Here is a 19574-nt window from a genome sequence, read left to right on the forward strand (position 1 = left end):
CCGACGTCAGGCGGACGGAAACCGACATACCCACAGTAGTTCCCGTTCAGGCCGGCAGGCGCTGCAGTTGATCCTGCAGCTTGGCCAGTGTCTGCTCGAAATCGGACAGACGCTGCGTTTCCTGCGCCACCACGGCGGGCGGCGCCTTGGCGACAAAGCTCTCGTTCGACAGCTTGCCACGGCACTTGCCGATCTCGCCGCCGATGCGCTCGATCTCCTTCGACAATCGCACGCGCTCGGCGGCGACATCGATCTCGATCTTCAACAGCAGGTGGTTGCCACCGACGATGGCGACCGGCGCGCCAGCGCCTTCGGCTTGCAGGGTGGCGTCATCTTCGAATACGCGCACTTCAGAAAGTTTCGCCAGCGCCTGGATGTGCGCGCTCGCCTCGCGCAGGAACTCGGTATCGCCCTGCGCGTAAAGTGGAATGCGCTGCGCCGGCGAGATGTTCATTTCGCCACGCAGGTTGCGGCAGGCATCGACCACGGCCTTGAGCTGCGCGACCCATTGCTCGGCGGCTTCGTCGATCTTGGCCATGGCCGGCAGCGGATAGGCCTGCAGGGCGAGGCTCTCGGTGCCGTCGCCCTTGGCGCGGCCGGCCAGCGGTGCAACCTTCTGCCAGAGCTCTTCGGTAATGAACGGGATGATCGGGTGCGCAAGGCGCAGCACCGTTTCGAGCACGCGCAGCAGCGTGCGACGCGTGGCGCGCTGTTGGGCTTCGGTGCCGGTCTGGATCTGCACCTTGGCCAGCTCCAGGTACCAGTCGCAGTATTCGTCCCAGACGAACTTGTAGATCGCGCTGGCGATGTTGTCGAAGCGGTACTCGGCAAAGCCCTTTTCGACATCGGCTTCCACGCGCTGCAGCAGCGACACGATCCAGCGGTCGGCCTGCGAGAAGTGCAGGTACCCGTCCGGGCCGCAGTCGTTGTTGCACGGGCCCATGCCGCAGTCATGGCCTTCGGTGTTCATCAGCACGAAGCGCGTCGCGTTCCACAACTTGTTGCAGAAGTTGCGGTAGCCTTCGCAGCGGCCCGTGTCGAAGTTGATATTGCGGCCGAGCGTGGCCAGCGACGCGAACGTGAAGCGCAGCGCGTCGGCGCCGAAGGCCGGAATACCTTCCGGGAATTCCTTCTTGGTCTTCTTCTCGATCTTCGGCGCGTCCTTCGGACGGCGCAGGCCCGTGGTGCGCTTCTTGAGCAGCGTGTCGAGGTCGATACCGTCGATCAGGTCCACCGGGTCCAGCGTATTGCCCTCGGACTTGCTCATCTTCTTGCCTTCCGAGTCGCGCACCAGGCCGTGCACATACACGGTATGGAACGGCACCTGGCCGGTGAAGTGCTTGGTCATCATGACCATGCGCGCCACCCAGAAGAAGATGATGTCGTAGCCGGTGACCAGCACCGACGACGGCAGGAAGTGCTTCAGTTCCGGCGTCTCTTCAGGCCAGCCCAGCGAGGAGAACGGCACCAATGCCGACGAGAACCACGTGTCGAGCACGTCTTCCTCGCGACGCAGCGCGCCGGTGCTGCCGGCGGCCTTCGCCTTGGCCTGCGCTTCTTCCTCGGTGCGCGCGACGAAGCAGTTGCCGGCATCGTCGTACCACGCCGGAATCTGGTGGCCCCACCACAGCTGGCGCGAGATGCACCAGTCCTGGATATTGGCCAGCCACTGGTTGTAAGTGCTGTTCCAGTTCTCGGGCACCAGCTTGATCTCGCCGCTCTGCACGGCGTCGAGCGCCACTTCGGCAATCGAGCGGCCCGGGTAGAACGTGCCTTCCGGCGCGGGCTTGCTCATGGCGACGAACCACTGGTCGGTCAGCATCGGCTCGATCGCGCTGCCGGTGCGCTCGCTGCGCGGCGTCATCAGCTTGTGCTTCTTGGTCTCGACCAGCAGGCCCTGCGCTTCCAGGTCGGCGACGATGGCCTTGCGGGCGTCGTAGCGGTCCTGGCCGGCGTAGTTGCCGGGGGCGTCGGCAGTGATCTTGGCGTCGAGCGTCAGGATCGAGATCTGCGGCAGGTTGTGGCGCTGGCCAACCGCGTAGTCGTTGAAGTCATGCGCGGGCGTCACCTTGACCACGCCGGTACCGAATTCGCGGTCGACGTACTCGTCGGCGATCACAGGGATGCGGCGGCCGGTCAGCGGCAGCTCGACTTCCTTGCCGATCAGGTGCGCATAGCGCTCATCCTCGGGATGGACCATGACGGCCACGTCGCCGAGCATGGTCTCGGGGCGGGTGGTCGCAACGGTCAGGTGGGTCAGGCCGCCCTTGGCGTCGGCCTCGACCAGCGGATAGCGGATATGCCAGAGGAAGCCGTCTTCCTCGACGCTGTCGACTTCCAGGTCCGACACGGCCGTGCCGAGCACCGGGTCCCAGTTGACCAGGCGCTTGCCGCGGTAGATCAGGCCCTGCTCATGCAGGCGCACGAAGACCTCGGTGACCGCCTTCGACATGTCGGGCGACATGGTGAAGTACTCGCGGGTCCAGTCGATCGACGCGCCCATGCGGCGCACCTGGCGCGTGATAGTCGAACCCGACTCTTCCTTCCAGGCCCAGACCTTCTCGGTGAATTTCTCGCGGCCGAGGTCGTGGCGCGACACGCCCTGCGCTTCGAGCTGGCGTTCGACCACGATCTGCGTGGCAATACCCGCGTGGTCCGTACCCGGTACCCACAATGTGTTCGCGCCCAGCATGCGTGCATGGCGGGTCAGGCCGTCCATGATCGTCTGGTTGAACGCGTGGCCCATGTGCAGCGTGCCGGTCACATTCGGCGGCGGCAGCTGGATGGCGAAATCGGGCTTGGCCGGGTCGAACGTCGGCTGCGCGATGCCACGCTTCTCCCACTCGGGGCCCCATTTCGCCTCGATGGCGGCGGGTTCGAAGCTCTTGGCAAGGGACTGGTCTTGGGCGGTCATGCTGGGGATGTCGATGTTTGGCGTCTGGGCGATTGCAGGTCAGGTGCCTCGGCCTGCGCCTGGCGCGGCCGGGGATGCAATGCGCCAGTAAAACCCCAAATTATACGGAACGTCGCGGGGCGGGGAGGAATTCGTTCGCTTCGCGGGGGTGGGGGTCGGTATAATTTGGGGTTTGGTATTTGGGTTTGATGGGGTGGGGTGCTTGGCAGGTGCGGCTGTTTCGCCGGCGTAGCCGGCGAGTCACTTTTTGTCCGAGCGACAAAAAGTAACCAAAAAACGCGTCGCCTGGCGGCTGGCCATCAACGGTACGCTCCTATGGTTCAAACGGCTTTGGTCTCGCGAGACGTGATCTTCGTTCAAGCCTGCTAACGCTATGTGAGTCAGAACCTGTGCCTGGCGCGGCACGACTTTTGAACGATCCCCAAGTTGGTCTCGGGTACAGCGTTCCAATACGGTCAGTGGCGGGACGCCTTCGGCTGCGCTGCGCGCGCATCCTAGTCGGTTTGGAGGTAGACCTCGGTCGGAGCGACGCGGCATCTGCACTAAAACCGTATTGCCGGTACCACTCCCGGTTCAGCGATTTCGCAGGAGGTGGGCTGGATGGAATTGGGCTAGTGCCCGCAGGAGACGCGCTTTTTGGTCACTTTTTGTCGCTCGGACAAAAAGTGACTCGCCGGCTACGCCGGCGAAACAGCAGCGCCCGCCAAGAACCACCAACCTCCAAAACACCAAAACCGACAAACCGCCATTCACCCCCTACATCCTGAATGTCCGATCTGCTCGCCAACCTGAACGCCGAACAACTCGCCGCCGTCACGCTGCCTGACGAGCCGGCCCTGATCCTGGCCGGCGCGGGCAGCGGCAAGACGCGCGTGCTGACCACGCGCATCGCGTGGCTGATCCAGAACGGACGGGTGTCGCCGGCGGGCATCCTGGCCGTGACCTTCACCAACAAGGCCGCCAAGGAAATGCAGACGCGCCTGTCCTCGATGCTGCCGATCAACACGCGCGGCATGTGGATCGGCACTTTCCACGGCCTCTGCAACCGCATGCTGCGCGCGCATTTCCGCGACGCGGGCCTGCCGCAGACGTTTGCCATCCTCGACAGCCAGGACCAGCTTTCGGCGCTCAAGCGCCTGCTGAAAGCGCTCAATGTCGATGACGAGAAGTACCCGGCCAAGAACCTCCAGTACTTCATCAACAACGCCAAGGAGCAGGGCCTGCGTCCTGCCGACGTGGAGGCGAACGACGACTTCAACCGCCGTTTCGTCGACCTGTACGCCGCATACGATCAGCAATGCCAGCGCGAGGGCGTGGTGGACTTCGCCGAGTTGCTGCTGCGCTGCTATGAGCTGCTACGTTACAACGACGCCATCCGCCAGCACTACCAGCACCGCTTCAGCCATGTGCTGGTGGACGAGTTCCAGGACACCAACGTGCTGCAGTACCAGTGGCTCAAGCTGCTGGCCGGCCATGGCACGCAGAATCCGGCGGCGGTGTTTGCGGTCGGCGACGACGACCAGAGCATCTACGCGTTCCGTGGCGCGAATGTCGGCAATATGCGCGATTTCGAGCATGAGTTCCGCGTGCGCAAGCTGATCAAGCTCGAACAGAACTACCGCTCGCACGGCCATATCCTCGATTCGGCCAATCACCTGATCTCGCATAACTCCCGACGCCTCGGCAAGAACCTGCGTACCGATGCGGGCCACGGCGAACCGGTGCGCGTGTTCCAGGCGGGATCGGACGGCCAGGAGGCGTCGTGGCTGGTCGAGGAGATCCGCGACCAGATTGCGCAGGGCATGAGCCGGTCGGAGATTGCGATCCTGTATCGCAGCAACGCGCAGTCGCGCGTGATTGAGCATGCGTTGTTTTCGGCGGGCATCGCGTATCGCGTGTATGGCGGCCTGCGCTTCTTCGAGCGCGCTGAAATCAAACACGCGCTCGCCTACCTGCAATTGCTGGAGAACCCGCGCAACGATGCGGCCTTTGGCCGCGTGGTGAATTTCCCCGCGCGCGGCATTGGCGCGCGCTCGCTGGAGCAACTGCAGGATGCCGCGCGCCAGTACAACTGCTCGCTGGCCGAGGCCGTGGCCTATGTGCCGGGCGCGGCCGGCAGCAAGCTCGCCGCATTCGTCCGCCTGATCGAGCAGATGCGCGCCGAGACGCGTCGCATGACGCTGGCCGAGGTCGTGGAGCACGTGACCAATGCCAGCGGACTGATCACGCATTACCGCGGCGAGAAGGAAGGCCAGGATCGCATCGAGAACTTGCAGGAACTGGTGACCGCCGCGCAGGCATTCGTCGTGGAAGAGGGCTACGGGCTGGAGGCGCTGGCCGCGGTGATCCCGGTCGGCTTCGAATCGCGCGCGGCCCAGGTCGTGCAGCAGCTTGCCGAAGGCGACCAGGCCCAGCAGGTGCTGGACCCCGAAGCGCTGCCCGTGGTGATGACGCCGCTGGTGGCCTTCCTCACGCACGCCTCGCTCGAGGCCGGCGACAACCAGGCGCAGGCGGGCCAGGACGCGGTGCAGATGATGACCGTACACGCCGCCAAGGGCCTCGAGTTCAACGTGGTCTTCATCACCGGGCTCGAAGAGGGCTTGTTCCCGCACGAGAACAGCGCGATGGAGCAGGACGGTCTTGAGGAAGAGCGCCGGCTGATGTACGTGGCGATCACGCGTGCGCGCGAGCGGCTGTACCTGTCCTTCGCGCAGAGCCGAGTGTTGCACGGCCAGATGCGTTACCACGTGCGCTCGCGCTTCTTCGAAGAGCTGCCGGAAGAGGCGCTCAAGTGGCTCACGCCGCAGCAGCAGAGCTACGGCGGCGTGCGCCGCCAGGAACGTGACAACGCATGGGGCCGCGACTGGTTCCGCAAGCCCGAGGACGCCCCGTATTCGGGCAACAAGCCGACCGGCGGCATGGACACGGGCAACGGCTATGCCGATGCCAAGCGCGAAGCCGGCACCGGTTTCCGCGTGGGCCAGCAGGTGTTCCACAACAAGTTCGGCGAGGGCGTGATCAAGGCGCTCGAAGGCGATGGCGCGGATGCGCGGGCCCAGATCGACTTCAAGCGCCACGGCGCCAAGTGGCTCGCGCTGTCGGTGGCGAAGCTGGACCCGATCAACTGAGCGGGCCCGGCCTCGCATGCCGGATCAGGGGAAGGCCGGACGCACCTCGGCCGCCTTTTCCTCTGGCGTATCGACGGTCTTCAGCGGATTGATGAACAACGCCGCGATTGCACCGACGCCGAGCAGTCCCGCCGAAATCATGAACGGCAGGTTGTAGCTGCCCGTGGTCTCGATCAGGTAGCCGAACGCCACCGGCGAGATCATGCCGGCCAGTCCGAAGCCCGTATTCATCATGCCGCCCGCGGTGCCGGCGTACTTGCCGGCGATGTCGAGCGGCAGGCTCCACAGCACGGCGTTGGTCAGCTCCAGGAAGAAAAACGACAGCGACAGCAGGATTACGGCGTTGACCGCGTCGGCCGTGTAGGTCATCGGCACGATGAACATCAGCGAGCCGGCAAGCCCGAGGAACAGAATCGAGCCGCGCGCCAGGCGCAGGTTGCCCGTGCGTTTGTAGACGCGGTCCGACAGCACGCCGCCGAGCGTGTCGCCGACCACGCCGGCCATCAGCGGCAGCGCCGTGAACAATGCGAGCTGCTTGAGATCGAAGCCGCGCGCTTCCTTCAGGTACGACGGCAGCCAGGTCAGGTAGACCCACAGCGACCAGCCGTAGCAGAAGTCCACGAACGTCACGAGCCACATGCGCCGGAACAGGCGTCGCCATGGCGTTGCCGCCTTGGCCGAGCGCTGGCATTCGCCGCGCCGGTAGCCGATCTCCTGCAACTCCTGCGGCGTCACGCGTTTGTGCTCGTCGGGCGAATCCTTGAAGACGGTAGCGTAGAGCAGGGTCCAGCCGAGGCTGATCGCGCCGAGCACGATGAACGCTTCACGCCAACCGGCAGTCGCCACGATGGCGAGCACGATCGGCGGCGTGATCGCTCCGCCAAGTCGAGCGAAGCTGTGCGTGACGCCCTGCGCGAAGCCGCGTTCGGCCACCGGCATCCAGTACGTGAACGCACGTGTCGCGGTCGGAAACGCGCCGCCCTCGCCAATGCCGAGCACGAAGCGCAGCACCACCAGCATCATCACGCTGCCCGCGAAGCCGGTCATCACGGTGGCCACGCCCCAGATCAGCGACAGCACGATCAGCACCTTCTTGGGCCCGAACTTGTCGGACAACCAGCCGCCGAGGATCTGCATGGCGGCATACGGGTACGCAAACGCGGAGAACACCAGGCCGAGCTGCGAAGACGTCAGTCCCATCTCTTCGCGGATCAGCGGGGCGGCGACCGAGATGTTGACGCGGTCGATATAGGCGATGAAATACATCAGGCACATGACGCCGAGGATCATATGCCGGGTCTTGATGCGTTGCTTCATACCACCTCCTTTGCGCGGCTACCGCGCGTGGCGTTGACGGGGCGGCCGCCCGGCGCATTGGTCCATTGCCAAGCGCATTCGGGTGGCCGGGGCGCGGCGTCTGCCGTGCTGCCCAGTCCTTGAGCAATCTGCTGTCTGTCGGGTTACCGGATAAGTCTTGTCTCCTGTTCCGGTGCGGTGCAGTTCGATGGCCTCCTTGGCAATAGTTGTGGACCGGGATGCCGCCACGCGGACGTTCCGGGGAATAGAGGAGTCAGGTGGCTACGCAGGATCAAGCAGCTTGAGCCGCTGCACCTTGCCGGACGGACCGCGCGGCAGTTCGCTGATGAAGCGGAACTCCTTCGGCGTCTTGTAGCGGCCCAGCTCGCGCAGGCAGTGCGCGCGCAGTGCGGCGTCATCGCACGGCGTGGCATCGCGCATGACGACGAACGCGACGATCTCCTGCCCGTAGGCGGGGTCCGGCACGCCGACCGCGGCAGCTTCGAGCACCGCAGGGTGCCGCAGCAACGCTTCGTCGATCTCGCGCGGGGCGATGTTTTCGCCGCCCTTGATGATCAGTTCCTTCGCGCGGCCCGTGATGTAGAAGTAGCCATCGGCATCGCGGTAGCCGAGATCGCCCGTGCGCAGCCAGCCGTCGTGCGTGAAGGCGTCGCGCGTGACGTCGGGCGCCTTGTAGTAGCCGGCCATCACGTTCTCGCCTTGCAGGACGATCTCGCCGATCTGCCCGTCATCCACTGGCTTGCCGTCACGCCCCAGCACTCGTGCATGCGTCCCTGAGGGCCGGCCGATGCTGCCGATGCGCCTTTGTTGGGGATCGAGCGGATTGCTGAACGCGGGCGCGGCAGTCTCGGTCATGCCCATGGTCTCGATCACGCCGATGCCGAAGCGATCCTCGAACTCGCGATGGTGTTCGGGCGGCAGCGCGGCCGACGCCGAGCGGCAGAAGCGCACGCCTGCGGGCGCCTTGCCGTCGGGATCATTGAGCAGGTAGGCGATGATGGTTGGGACGACGTTGAGCCACGTGCAGCCATGGCGCGTGATGTCGTGCCAGAACGAACTGGCTGAGAATCGCGTCGGCATTACGACTGATCCACCGTGGACCAGGGGCGCGATCGCCGTCACGACGAGGCCGTTGATGTGATACAGCGGCAGCGTCGCCAGCACGCGGTCGGCCGGGCCAAGCGCATGTTCGCGGCTGACGTTGGCGCCATTCGTCGCGAGGTTGTGGTGCGTGAGCAGCACGCCCTTGGGTGTGCCCGTGGTGCCCGACGTGTACATCAGGAGCGCGGGCGCGTCTGGCTCGGGCAATGGCAGCGGAGGGGCATCGTTCCTCACTACGGGCAGCGCGGGCAGGTTGGTGGCGTCTGGTGCCGTGATCACGACGGGCACATCGAGCGTGGCTTCACGCAGCGCCTCGCGGATCGCCGCTTCGCCGCCTGGCCACGTGAAGATGAGCCGCGTGTCCGAGTGCGTGAGGATGTAGCGCAATTGCGCTGGCTGGCACAGCAGGTTGATCGGGTTGACGACCAGCCCGCACGCCATCGTGCCAAGCAACAGCCGAGCGGTCTGTTCGCCGTTGGGCAGGTAGACCGACACGGTCTGCCCGCTCGCCAGTCCGGCTGCCGCATAGCGTTCGCAGAGCGCGTCCGCATCAGCGGACAGCGCACCAAACGTGAGCGCATGGCCGCTGTCGGGGGAGAGCAGATACGGCTGGTCCGGCCATTGCGCGGCGCGCGCAGCCATCACCGTGGCCAGGCTTTCGAAGGCTTGGGGTTCGACGCGCGCGTTCATTGGCCGACCCTCGCGAAGTAGTCGCCGAGCAGTTCGGCTTCATCGGGCACGCGTTCGGCGATGGGTTCGGCAATGCGAGTGATATTGAGGTACTGGCGCCAGCCCAGGTTGTCCGAGAAGTTGTTGCCGCCCCAGGTGCCGCAGCCCATCGACAGCGAGAACGGCAGCCCGTTGTCAAAGTTGCCACCCGTTGCGAAGCAGTGCGCCTGGTTGACGATCACGCGCGCGACCGGCAGTTCAAGCCCAAGCTGCTGTGCCTGACGGGGATTGCTAGTGTGCAAGCTGACCGAATGTCCCGCGCCCATGTAGTCGTAAAGGCGCGACACGGTGTCGACAGCCGCCGCAAAGTCGGCGGCGCGGTACAGCGTGAGCACGGGCGAGAGCTTTTCTCCCGAGAACGGGAAGTCACTGCCAACGCCGCTTTCCTCGACGAGCAGCATGGTCGGCTGCTGGTCGCGTACGCGTTCAAGTCCCGCCAGTTCGGCGATGCGCCGCGCGCTTTGCCCCGTGGCTTCGCCGACAAGCTTCCCGTTCTGCCACATCAGCGCCTGCAGCCGCGCTTTTTCGGTCGACGTGAGCAGTACGCCACCGACCGCAGCCAGTGCCCTGAGCATGGGCTTGTAGACGGCATCGAGCACGACGAGGCTGTTCTCCGACGAGCAGCTCGTTGCATTGTCGAACGTCTTCGAGCGCACGATCTTCGCCGCGGCATCGTCAAGCGTGGCGCTGGCGTCGATGATCGAAGCCACGTTGCCCGCACCCACGCCGAACGCTGGCGTGCCGCTGGTGTAGGCCATGTGCACATTGGCCTGCGAGCCGGTGGCGACGATCAGGTCGGCCTGCCGCATCAGTTCCGCCGTGGCCGCTTTCGAGACTGGCGAGCGCAGCATCTGCACGAGATCGGCCGGCAGTCCCGCCTTCGCGAACTCCGCGTGGATGAACGACAGCAGCAGCTCGCACGTGCCCTGGCCCTTAGGCGATGGCGCGACGATCACACTGTTGCCGCACTTGAGCGCGTTGATGATCTTGTTGGCTGGCGTGGCCCCCGGATTCGTCGACGGCGTGATGGCCGCCACCACGCCGACGGGACGTGCGATTTCGGTGATGCCGGTTTCCGCATCCTGCAAGATCACACCGACCGTCTTTCGGCCGTGCAGATCGCGCAGCAGCCCCAGCGTCTTGCGGTAGTTCTTGCGGATCTTGTCCTCGACATTGCCGAGCCCCGTGTCGGCCACGGCGCATTCGGCGAGCCGGCGGTTGCGCGCGGGCTCCATGATCGCCCAGGCGGCCGCAGCCACGGCAGTGTCGATGGTGGCCTGGTCGGCACGCGCGAATTCGCGCTGCGCGTGCCTGGCCCGCGCGACAACCTCGGCCACGGTCTGAGCCGGGTCGCGATCGCAAGTTGCGGCTAGGGACAAATCGGGATTGTTGGACTGCCGGTGACGCAGTATTTGCACACTCATGGATCGACTCCGCGGTTTGGACAATGGGGTCCGGCGGCTTCCGCGTGGCTCGCTGTGTGGCGGATTGCGCTGGCCCCGGATCGAATCTAGTGAAGCCCGCGCGGTGGTTCGTCCCAATTTGTGCGCTTTCGCGAGCGCTCGAACGGCATGCAGCACGGATCGCAGTTTTCGGGACGTCAGGGCGTCCCGGAATCCTATAAATTGAATCCATGAGCAATCACTCGAACGCCGCCGCGGTGCGCGCCTTCCGCATCCTCGAGATCCTGTCCATGGCCGAGGAGCCGCTTTCGCTCGCGGACATCGTGCAGGAGATCGGGCTGCCGAAGCAGACCGTGCATCGCCTGCTCAAGCAGCTCGAAAGCACGTGGCTGGTGTCGCGCACGGCGGGCAGCCGGTATTACGAGTGCTCGTCACGCGTGCGGCAGTTCGCGGTCAATGTGCTGATGCAAGCGGGACCTGCGGCGGCGCGGCATGCGATCCTGCAGCAACTGGTCGACAAGGTTGGCGAGACCTGCAACCTCACGATGCTGTCGGGTGACGATGTGGTTTATCTCGATCGCGTGGAGACGCAGTGGCCGTTGCGGATGCATCTGCAGCCGGGATCGCGTGTGCCGCTGCATTGCTCGGCGAGCGGGAAGTTGCTGCTGGCGTTCTTACCTTGTGCGCAGCGGGAGAGGGTGATCGCGGGGTTGCCGTTGCGGGCGCAGTCGGCTAACACCATTACGGACGTCGAGGTTCTCCGTTCCGAACTTGCCGAGACGCGGCGGCGTCGGCTTGGGGTCAATAATCAGGAGAACCTGCAGGGGATGATTGCTGTGGCGGTGCCGGTGATGCTGAACCGCAATCGCGCTTGCGCTGCTATCGCTGTGCAGGCGCCGCTGGCGCGGATGTCGATGGATCGGTTGTATGAGTTCGTGCCGGATTTGAGGTCGGCAGCGGAGGAGATGGGAAGGACGTTCAGCGAGTGAAGAGCGCTGCAAGCGGCAGCCTTCAAAGACCGGCATGACGCCGGCCTTTTCGATATGCAATTCAGGTCGTTGCGCCCTGTTCCGCGGGCACCACGTTAAAGCACCCTCGGTACGTCGCATAGAACGAGCAGTACAGGATCGCCAGCATCAGCAGCGAATACGGCGTGACCAGGAACGACAGCACGGTCTCGGCGCCGAACGCGCTGAAGATAGTTTCGAGGAAAAACGGGATTGCCACCAGCAGCACCGCGAACAGCAGCACATAGGTGAAGAACGCGCCGCGGTTGCGCCAGCAGGCGGTCCAGCTGAAGAACATCGCCTTGACCGGCGGCACGCCATGCCATGCCGCCAGCAGCGGCGCGAACCAGAACATCATGGCGATCGGCGTATAGAGCAGCGCGCCGATCAGCAGCGCGTAATAGAGCTGGCGCACGGCCTCCGCCGTCAGCGCTTCTTCCTTGAGCAGGATCGGCAGCAGTGCGCTCATGTCGACGAGCGCCCCGGCGATCAGGCTCAGCAGGAATACCAGCGCCGCATAGATGCCGCCGAGCACCAGCAGGTTGCGCGTGGCTTCCTTGCCGTTGGTGCGGAATCCCGCTAACAGTATGGTGGGCAACACGCGCTTGTTCTGGATGACTTCGCGGCACGCTGTCATGACGCCGACCGACAGGCCGGGTGTCACGACCAGCAGCGCGATGATGCCGATCAGCGGTACCACGATGGCGAGTTGCGCCGCGATCAGGTAGATGAACAGCAGCATCAGGAACGCGAGCGGATTCTTGCGGAACAGCCAGATGCCCTGGCGGAACCAGACGTAGCCTTCCTTGGCGGGGACTTCCAGTAGTTGCATACCAATCAGATCCAGGCAAGCGCGGCGCCATCGGCCGTCATGGCGAGGCGCCGGCGCAGGATGCGTTCGAAATGGGTCGGGTCGTGCGGCTGGAGCATGTCGGCTTCGCGCGGCAGGTAGAAGTCCCACAGGCGCGACACCCAGAAGCGCAGCGCGCCCGCGCGCAGCATGTCGCGCCAGTGCGCGGCTTCCGTCGCGCTGAGCGGCCTGACCGCGTGATAAGCCTGCACCATGGCATGCGCCCGCGCGTTGTCCAGCTCGCCGCTGGCCAGGTCGATGCACCAGTCGTTGACAGTCACGGCCAGGTCGAACAGCCACTTGTCGTTGCCGGCGAAGTAGAAATCGAAGAAGCCGCCCAGGCGATGGTGGCCCCCGACCTCTTCGAACAGCGCATTGTCGCGGAACAGGTCGCAGTGGCACGGGCCACCCGGCAGGGCCGCATAGTCGGCGCTGCCGAAGAACGCGGCCTGGTGCGCGATCTCCTGCTGCAGCAGCGTGCGTTGCTGCGCATCGAGGAAAGGCACGATCTCGGCTTCGGTCTGCTGCCACCAGGGCAGGCTGCGCAGGTTCGGCTGCTGGCGCGGGTAGTCCTGCCCAGCCAAATGCATGCGCGCGAGCATGTCGCCGACTTCCGCACAATGCTCGGCGTCGGGTGCAAGCTGCGAAGCGCCAGGCAGGCGCGTGACGATAGTCGCGGGCTTGCCCTTGAGGGCGCGCAGGATCTCGCCGTCGCGCGCCGGGATCGGCGCGGGCACGGTGATGCCGCGCGTGGCAAGATGCGCCATCAGGTGCAGGTAGTAGGGCAGCTGATCGAAGGTGAGGCGCTCGAAGATGGTCAGCACGTACTCGCGCGTGCGGCCATCCTGCTCCGTCGTCAGAAAGAAGTTGCTGTTCTCGATGCCGGAGGCGATGCCGCGCAGTTCGCGGACTTCGCCAAGGTCGTAGTCAAGCAGCCAGCTGGCGATCTCGTCGTGCGAGACCGTGGTGAATACGGCCATACTCGTTTTGTGATGCGGAACGGAAAGCGGCGGCACAAGGGTGGCCGCCGCCGCGGCAAGACTGCCGGAGGACCGGCGCGGCCCGGTGTCATGCCGGGCCGTGGGTAGTCAAAATCAGAACGTCAGGTTCACGGAAGGCACGCGATTGACGTCGTGCTCGCGGATCTTGGGCGAGCTGTCTTCCGGCTTGCTCATCTGATACTTGGTGCCGAACCCGGACTTGACCTGGATATCGGTGGCCCGGCCCTTGTCGCGGTATTCGCGCACCTGCGTGCCGTCGCGCTCATTGAGCTGGAAGCTCGGCTGGCGCGGCTGGTTGATCTGCGTTTGCGCAGCCGGGGCGATCGGCTGGTTGTTGATGCGGTTCAGTTCCTGCTGGGTCAGGGCGTTGCTTTCCTCGGCGGGCTGGGCCAGCGCCAGGCCGGGCAGGGCCAGGGCGAGCACGGCGGCTGCCAGCGCCAGGCGCGGTGTCCGGGCGGTTGCTGGCGCCGGGCCGGAAAGCGCGGCGGGCCGGAATGAGGGGGAGGTCATCAGGGGCTCCTGTGCGGCGCAGCCGTGGAGAAGGCATGCTGCGCGGCGGAATGCGGCGTTGGCTGCTACCCGGTGGCGCCGGGCTTGGCAAGTGGATACCTCCCATTCTAGCAATTCCTGCTGCGAAAGGGCCGCCGCCGTGCCCTGTGGGGCACCCCGGCAACACCGTGCAGGGTGGCCGCGAAACCACCCTGCTTCGCGCTATTGTCTTACAGGTAAAACATCTCTTCCTTGGGCGGAATCGGCTTGTCGCCGCCACGGCGCTCGTAGTACTCGTAGACCGCTTCCAGCACCTCATGCGGCTCGTCGACGATCTTCATCAGGTCGAGGTCGTGCTCCGCGATCAGGCCCATCGGCAGCAGCGTGAAACGGAACCAGTCGAGCAGGCCCTTCCAGAAACGGCTGCCGAACATCACCACGGGCACCGAACGCGACTTGCCCGTCTGCACGAGGGTCAGCACTTCAGCCAGCTCGTCGAGCGTGCCGAAACCGCCGGGCATGACGATGAACGCATCGGAATTCTTGACGAAGGTGACCTTGCGCGTGAAGAAATGGCGAAACCGCATGGCAATGTCCTGGTACGGATTGCCCTGCTGCTCATGCGGCAGTTCGATATTGAGGCCGACGCTGGCCGACTTGCCCGCGTGCGCGCCCTTGTTGGCCGCTTCCATGATGCCGGGGCCGCCGCCGGAGATCACGGCGAAGCCGGCATCCGAGAACAACCGCGCGATTTCGATGGTGCGCTGGTAGTACGGCGAATCCTCGCGCAAGCGCGCACTACCGTAGATCGAGACCGCCGGCCGGATCTCCGACAGGTACTCGGTCGCCTCGATGAACTCTGCCATAATCGTGAACATTTGCCACGAGGCGCGCGCCTTCTTAGCGGTCGCGCGGTCTTCGTCGGCCAGCGCACGCAGGCTGGGAATCATCTTGCGCGGATTCGCGCGCGAGCCGGCCGGGCCATCAGCAGGCGGCTGCGCGGGATTGCCGGCAGCGGCGGCATCGGCCGCGCGCGCAATGGCAGCCGCGTGTTCGGAAGCAGCTTCCGGCGGGGGTTGTACGGTATCGCCGGAGATATCGGAAACATCCGGGTCGGCAAGGGGGGCGGTCGGAGCACCGCCCGCTGCAGCACCAGTCAATTTAGAGTCCATGGGAATGTCGGATAGTCCAAAAACACTCTTGCTCGTCGATGGATCGAGCTATTTGTATCGCGCTTATCACGCGCTGCCGGACCTGAGGAATGGTGAGGGTCTGCCCACAGGGGCAATCTACGGCATGATCAATATGCTGCGCAAGCTGCGCAACGATTACCCGGCAGAGTATAGCGCCTGCGTGTTCGACGCCAAGGGCAAGACCTTTCGCGACGAGATGTATCCCGCGTACAAGGAACACCGCCCGTCGATGCCCGAGGATCTGGCCCGCCAGATCGAGCCGATCCACGAAGCGGTGCGTGCTCTGGGCTGGCCGATCGTCGTGGTGGAAGGCGTGGAGGCCGACGACGTGATCGGCACGCTTGCGCGGCAGGCCGCCGAGCAGGGGGTGCGCACGGTGGTCTCCACCGGCGACAAGGATCTGGCGCAGCTCGTCAATGACCAGGTCACGCTGGTCAACACCATGAGCGGCGAAGTGCTCGATCCGGCCGGCGTGAATGCGAAGTTCGGCGTGCCGCCCGAACGTATCGTCGACTATCTGTCGCTGATCGGCGATGCCGTGGACAACGTGCCGGGCGTGCCCAAGGTGGGGCCCAAGACGGCCGTCAAATGGCTGACCGAACACGGCACGCTCGACAACATCATGGCGGGCGCAGCCGGCATCAAGGGCGTGGTCGGCGAGAATCTGCGCAACACGCTGGACTGGCTGCCGAAGGCGCGCGAACTGGTCACCGTCAAAACCGACTGCGACCTCAGCGCGGCCGTGGCGGATTTCCACGCGCTCCGGGAAATCGGCGAGGATAAGGAAAAGCTCATCGCATTCTTTACGCGATACGGTTTCAAGACCTGGCTGCGTGAGGCGACCGGCGAAAGCCTTCCCGATGCGCGCGCGCAAGCGCGGGCGCGCGCTGCCGCGGCACCCGCGCAAGGCGGACTGTTTGATGCGCCGGCCGCCACCTCGTCTGCCTTGGCAGCCGAGGCCCCGCCTGCCGAAGACATGGCCCCGAGCGAAATCCGATACGAGCTGGTGACGACCGAAGCCGCGTTCGAAGCGTGGATGCAGCGCATCGAAAGCGCACCGCTGACGGCGATCGATACGGAGACCACGTCGCTCGACCCGATGCTCGCGCAGCTGGTCGGCATCTCGCTGTCGGTGGAGCCCGGCGAGGCGTGCTACATCCCCGTCGGTCACCGTGGCCCGGACGTCGCCGGCATGGAGAACAACGGCCAGCTCTCGCGCGATACCGTGCTCGCACGCATGCGCGCATGGCTTGAGGATGACAGCAAGCCCAAGCTCGGCCAGAACATCAAGTACGACATACATGTGTTCGCCAACCATGGCGTGACCCTGTGCGGCGTGGCGCAGGACACCATGCTGGAAAGCTACGTGCTGGCGTCCCATCGCAACCACGGCATGGACAGCCTGGCCGAGCGCCTGCTGAACCTGAAGACGATCACCTACGAAGAAGTCTGCGGCAAGGGCGCGAGCCAGATCGGCTTCGACCAGATCGACCTCGCGCGCGCCACCGAATACGCGGCCGAGGATGCCGACGTCACGCTGCGACTGCATCGCAAGATGTTCCCGCAGGTCAGCGCCGCGGCGGGCCTGCGCCGCGTGTACGAGGAGATCGAGATCCCGGTGTCCGTAGTGCTGCAGAAAATCGAACGCAACGGCGTGCTGATCGATGCGGAACGTCTTGCCGCGCAGAGCGCCGAACTGGGGCAGCGCATGCTGTCGCTGGAGCAGGCCGCGTACGATGCCGCGGGCCAGCCGTTCAATCTCGGTTCGCCCAAGCAGATCGGCGAGATCCTGTTCAACCAGATGAAGCTGCCGGTGGTCAAGAAGACTGCGAGCGGCGCGCCGTCGACGGACGAAGAGGTGCTGCAGAAACTGGCCGAGGATTACCCGCTGCCGAAGCTGCTGCTCGACTACCGTGGCCTGGCGAAGCTCAAGTCGACCTACACGGACAAGCTGCCGAAGATGGTCAACCCGAACACGGGACGCGTGCATACGAGCTATGGCCAGGCGACAGCTGTGACGGGCCGGCTCGCGTCGACCGAACCGAACCTGCAGAACATCCCCGTACGCACGGAGGAAGGCCGCCGCATCCGCGAAGCATTCATCGCGTCGCCGGGCAGCGTGATCGTATCGGCCGACTATTCGCAGATCGAGCTGCGTATCATGGCCCATATCTCGGGCGACGAAAACTTGCTGCGCGCGTTCGCGAATGGCGAGGATATCCACCGCGCCACCGCCTCCGAGATCTTCGGCGTCGATCGAGAGGCTGTGAGCAGCGAGCAGCGCCGCTATGCCAAGGTCATCAACTTCGGCCTGATCTACGGCATGAGCGCGTTCGGCCTGGCGAGCAACCTCGGCATCGAGCGCGAGGCGGCAAAGCACTATATCGACCGCTACTTCATGCGCTACCCGGGCGTCGCGCAATACATGGAAGACACGCGCCAGACTGCACGTGAACAGGGCTATGTCGAGACCGTGTTTGGACGACGCCTGTGGCTGCCGGACATCAACGGCGGCAGCGGCCCGCGCCGCCAGGCGGCGGAGCGCGCGGCCATCAACGCGCCGATGCAGGGCACGGCGGCGGACCTGATCAAGCTGTCGATGATCGCCGTGCAGGGCTGGCTCGAACGCGACAAGCTGCAGACGCGCCAGATCATGCAGGTGCACGATGAACTGGTGCTCGAAGTGCCGCAGGACGAACTGGACGTGGTCAAGACCAGGTTGCCCGAGTTGATGTGTTCGGTCGCGCAATTGCGTGTTCCGCTGGTTGCAGAAGTCGGCAGTGGCGCGAACTGGGAAGAAGCCCACTGACCATCGCCAGGTGCAATAGGAACATACGGCCGGGAGTACCCGGCCGTATTCATTTGCATGCCCCGGAACCCTTTGTTTTCACATACTTGGCGTATGGAATGAAGCGACTGCTGAATCGGTGATTGCTGTCTTGCTTCAGCTGCTGCGATGCAGCAAACTGGGGGCAAATGCCTAACGGCCAGCGTTTCTCAGCAATAAAAGCATCGGGTAGACCATGACCACAGGAGCAAACGGCAGGGCGCATCGCATCATCGTCGTAGGGGGCGGGGCAGGAGGACTGGAGCTGGTGACACGGCTGGGCGACAAGCTCGGCAAGAAGGGCACCGCGCAAGTGGTGCTCGTGGACCGCTTGCCCACGCATATCTGGAAACCGCTGCTGCATGAAGTTGCCGCGGGCAGCATGGATCCCAACACGCACCAGCTCGAATACGTGGCGCAGGCGCGCTGGCATCACTTCGAGTTCCAGCAGGGTGAAATGACCGGCATCGACCGCGAGCGCAAGACGATCTCGGTTGCGGCGTGCCTCGACCCCGACGGTGGCGAGCTGTTGCCGGCGCGGGAGCTGCCTTACGACACGCTTGTGCTGGCCATCGGGTGCGTGACGCATTTCTTCGGCGTGCCGGGTGCGGCGGAGCATGCGATTGCGCTCGATACCGTCGCACAGGCCGAGCGCTTCCGCCGTCGTCTGATCGCGGCCTGCGTGCGCGCGCAAAACGGACGCGGGCGCGTTGGCGAGGACGGCCGGCCGCGCGTGGACGTGGCCATCATCGGCGCCGGTGCGACCGGCGTGGAACTGTCGGCAGAGCTGCGCAACACCGCGCATGTGCTCAACGCCTACGGACTGCACAAGCTCGATCCGCGCCGCGACGTGCGCATCCACGTGATCGAGGCTGGCCCGCGCATCCTGCCTGCGCTATCGGAGCGGGTCTCGGCCGAAACCGCAAAGTTGCTGCGCAAGCTCGACGTCGATGTCTTCACCAGCGAGCGCGTGACCGAGGTCAACACCGAAGCCGTGCTGACTGCGAGTGGCAAGCGCATCGATGCCGACTTGACGGTGTGGGCGGCGGGCATTACCGCGCCGCCGGTGCTGGCGACGCTTGGGTTGCCGGTCAGCCGGCAAGGCCAGATCCTCGTGCGGCCTACACTGCAGAGCGAAGGCGACCCCGACATCTTCGCGTTCGGCGATTGCGCGAGCTGCCCGTGGCCCGAGAAGCAGACTGCGGTGCCGCCGCGCGCGCAGGCCGCGCATCAGCAGGCGACGTTCCTGTTCGACGCACTGCGCGCGCGCCTTGCCGGCAAGCCGTTGCCGGAATTCGCGTTCAAGGACTTCGGCTCGTTGGTATCGCTCGGGCATTTCAGCGCGGTGGGTAGCCTGATGGGCGGGCTCATCGGCGGCTCGATGTTCATCGAAGGGCTGATGGCGCGCTTCATGTACACCTCGCTCTACCGCATGCATGTGCTGGCGCTTCACGGCGCGGTCGGCATGGGGCTCGACACGGTGACGCACTGGTTGCGCAGCAAGACCAGCCCCCGCGTGAAGCTGCACTGAGCGGCGCCCGCGTGCCGGCCGGTGCACGTGACGGCATGTTTGCTTAGAATCGTCAGTTGGCGCCGTTGGACTTCCCCGGCGGAC

General features: G+C 65.1%; 12 protein-coding genes. 4 read left to right on the plus strand and 8 right to left on the minus strand.

Going from position 1 to position 19574, the window contains the following annotated elements; genetic code table 11:
- Positions 1–46: 46 nt before the first annotated feature.
- Positions 47–2914: a valine--tRNA ligase gene (locus ACIGJG_RS04300; protein ID WP_011297047.1), complete on the minus strand. Its 2868-nt coding sequence runs from the start codon at positions 2912–2914 to the stop codon at positions 47–49.
- A gap of 767 nt (positions 2915–3681) precedes the next feature.
- Here ACIGJG_RS04300 and ACIGJG_RS04305 point away from each other — a divergent pair.
- Entirely contained in the window at positions 3682–6042 is a 2361-nt protein-coding gene (locus tag ACIGJG_RS04305; protein WP_220631413.1) for a UvrD-helicase domain-containing protein, read from the plus strand.
- A 24-nt stretch (positions 6043–6066) separates the two neighbouring features.
- Here the strand turns inward: ACIGJG_RS04305 and ACIGJG_RS04310 are convergent, their stop codons facing one another.
- The 3 genes from ACIGJG_RS04310 to sauS form a co-directional block, all read right to left on the minus strand.
- Positions 6067–7359 (minus strand): MFS transporter, encoded by a 1293-nt coding sequence (locus ACIGJG_RS04310; protein WP_011297049.1) that lies wholly within the window; start codon positions 7357–7359, stop codon positions 6067–6069.
- 261 nt (positions 7360–7620) lie between these two features.
- The gene (locus ACIGJG_RS04315; protein WP_011297050.1) at positions 7621–9150 is read right to left on the minus strand and encodes an acyl--CoA ligase; all 1530 of its coding nucleotides are present in this window, start codon (positions 9148–9150) and stop codon (positions 7621–7623) included.
- On the minus strand, positions 9147–10613 hold the full coding sequence (gene sauS, locus ACIGJG_RS04320) for an acylating sulfoacetaldehyde dehydrogenase (protein WP_011297051.1): 1467 nt from the start codon (positions 10611–10613) through the stop codon (positions 9147–9149). The genes ACIGJG_RS04315 and sauS overlap by 4 nt, the downstream gene beginning before the upstream one ends.
- 209 nt (positions 10614–10822) lie before the next feature.
- Here sauS and ACIGJG_RS04325 point away from each other — a divergent pair, with 209 nt between their 5' ends.
- Positions 10823–11581 carry an IclR family transcriptional regulator gene (locus ACIGJG_RS04325; protein ID WP_011297052.1) on the plus strand — a complete coding sequence of 253 codons (759 nt, stop codon included), beginning with the start codon at positions 10823–10825 and terminating at the stop codon, positions 11579–11581.
- Positions 11582–11642: 61 nt separating this feature from the next.
- On the opposite strand, the gene ACIGJG_RS04330 is transcribed toward ACIGJG_RS04325, so the two are convergent.
- The 4 genes from ACIGJG_RS04330 to ACIGJG_RS04345 all read right to left on the minus strand — a co-directional run bounded on the left by ACIGJG_RS04330 (position 11643) and on the right by ACIGJG_RS04345 (position 15111).
- Complete coding sequence (locus tag ACIGJG_RS04330; protein WP_011297053.1) at positions 11643–12431, minus strand: BPSS1780 family membrane protein; 789 nt, start codon at positions 12429–12431, stop codon at positions 11643–11645.
- Between the two features lie 5 nt (positions 12432–12436).
- Entirely contained in the window at positions 12437–13429 is a 993-nt protein-coding gene (locus ACIGJG_RS04335) for a homoserine kinase (protein WP_483672804.1), read from the minus strand.
- A gap of 114 nt (positions 13430–13543) precedes the next feature.
- The gene (locus ACIGJG_RS04340) at positions 13544–13960 is read right to left on the minus strand and encodes a hypothetical protein (RefSeq protein ID WP_011297055.1); all 417 of its coding nucleotides are present in this window, start codon (positions 13958–13960) and stop codon (positions 13544–13546) included.
- 209 nt (positions 13961–14169) lie between these two features.
- Positions 14170–15111, minus strand: a complete 942-nt coding sequence (locus ACIGJG_RS04345; RefSeq protein ID WP_224009699.1) for an LOG family protein — start codon at positions 15109–15111, stop codon at positions 14170–14172.
- A gap of 4 nt (positions 15112–15115) precedes the next feature.
- Here ACIGJG_RS04345 and polA point away from each other — a divergent pair, with 4 nt between their 5' ends.
- Together polA and ACIGJG_RS04355 are read left to right on the plus strand one after the other, a co-directional pair.
- Entirely contained in the window at positions 15116–17941 is a 2826-nt protein-coding gene (gene polA / locus ACIGJG_RS04350) for a DNA polymerase I (protein ID WP_220631418.1), read from the plus strand.
- 214 nt (positions 17942–18155) lie between these two features.
- Positions 18156–19490: an NAD(P)/FAD-dependent oxidoreductase gene (locus ACIGJG_RS04355; RefSeq protein WP_011297058.1), complete on the plus strand. Its 1335-nt coding sequence runs from the start codon at positions 18156–18158 to the stop codon at positions 19488–19490.
- Positions 19491–19574: the final 84 nt, after the last annotated feature.

This window comes from Cupriavidus sp. C1SS-2L, assembly GCF_057073735.1.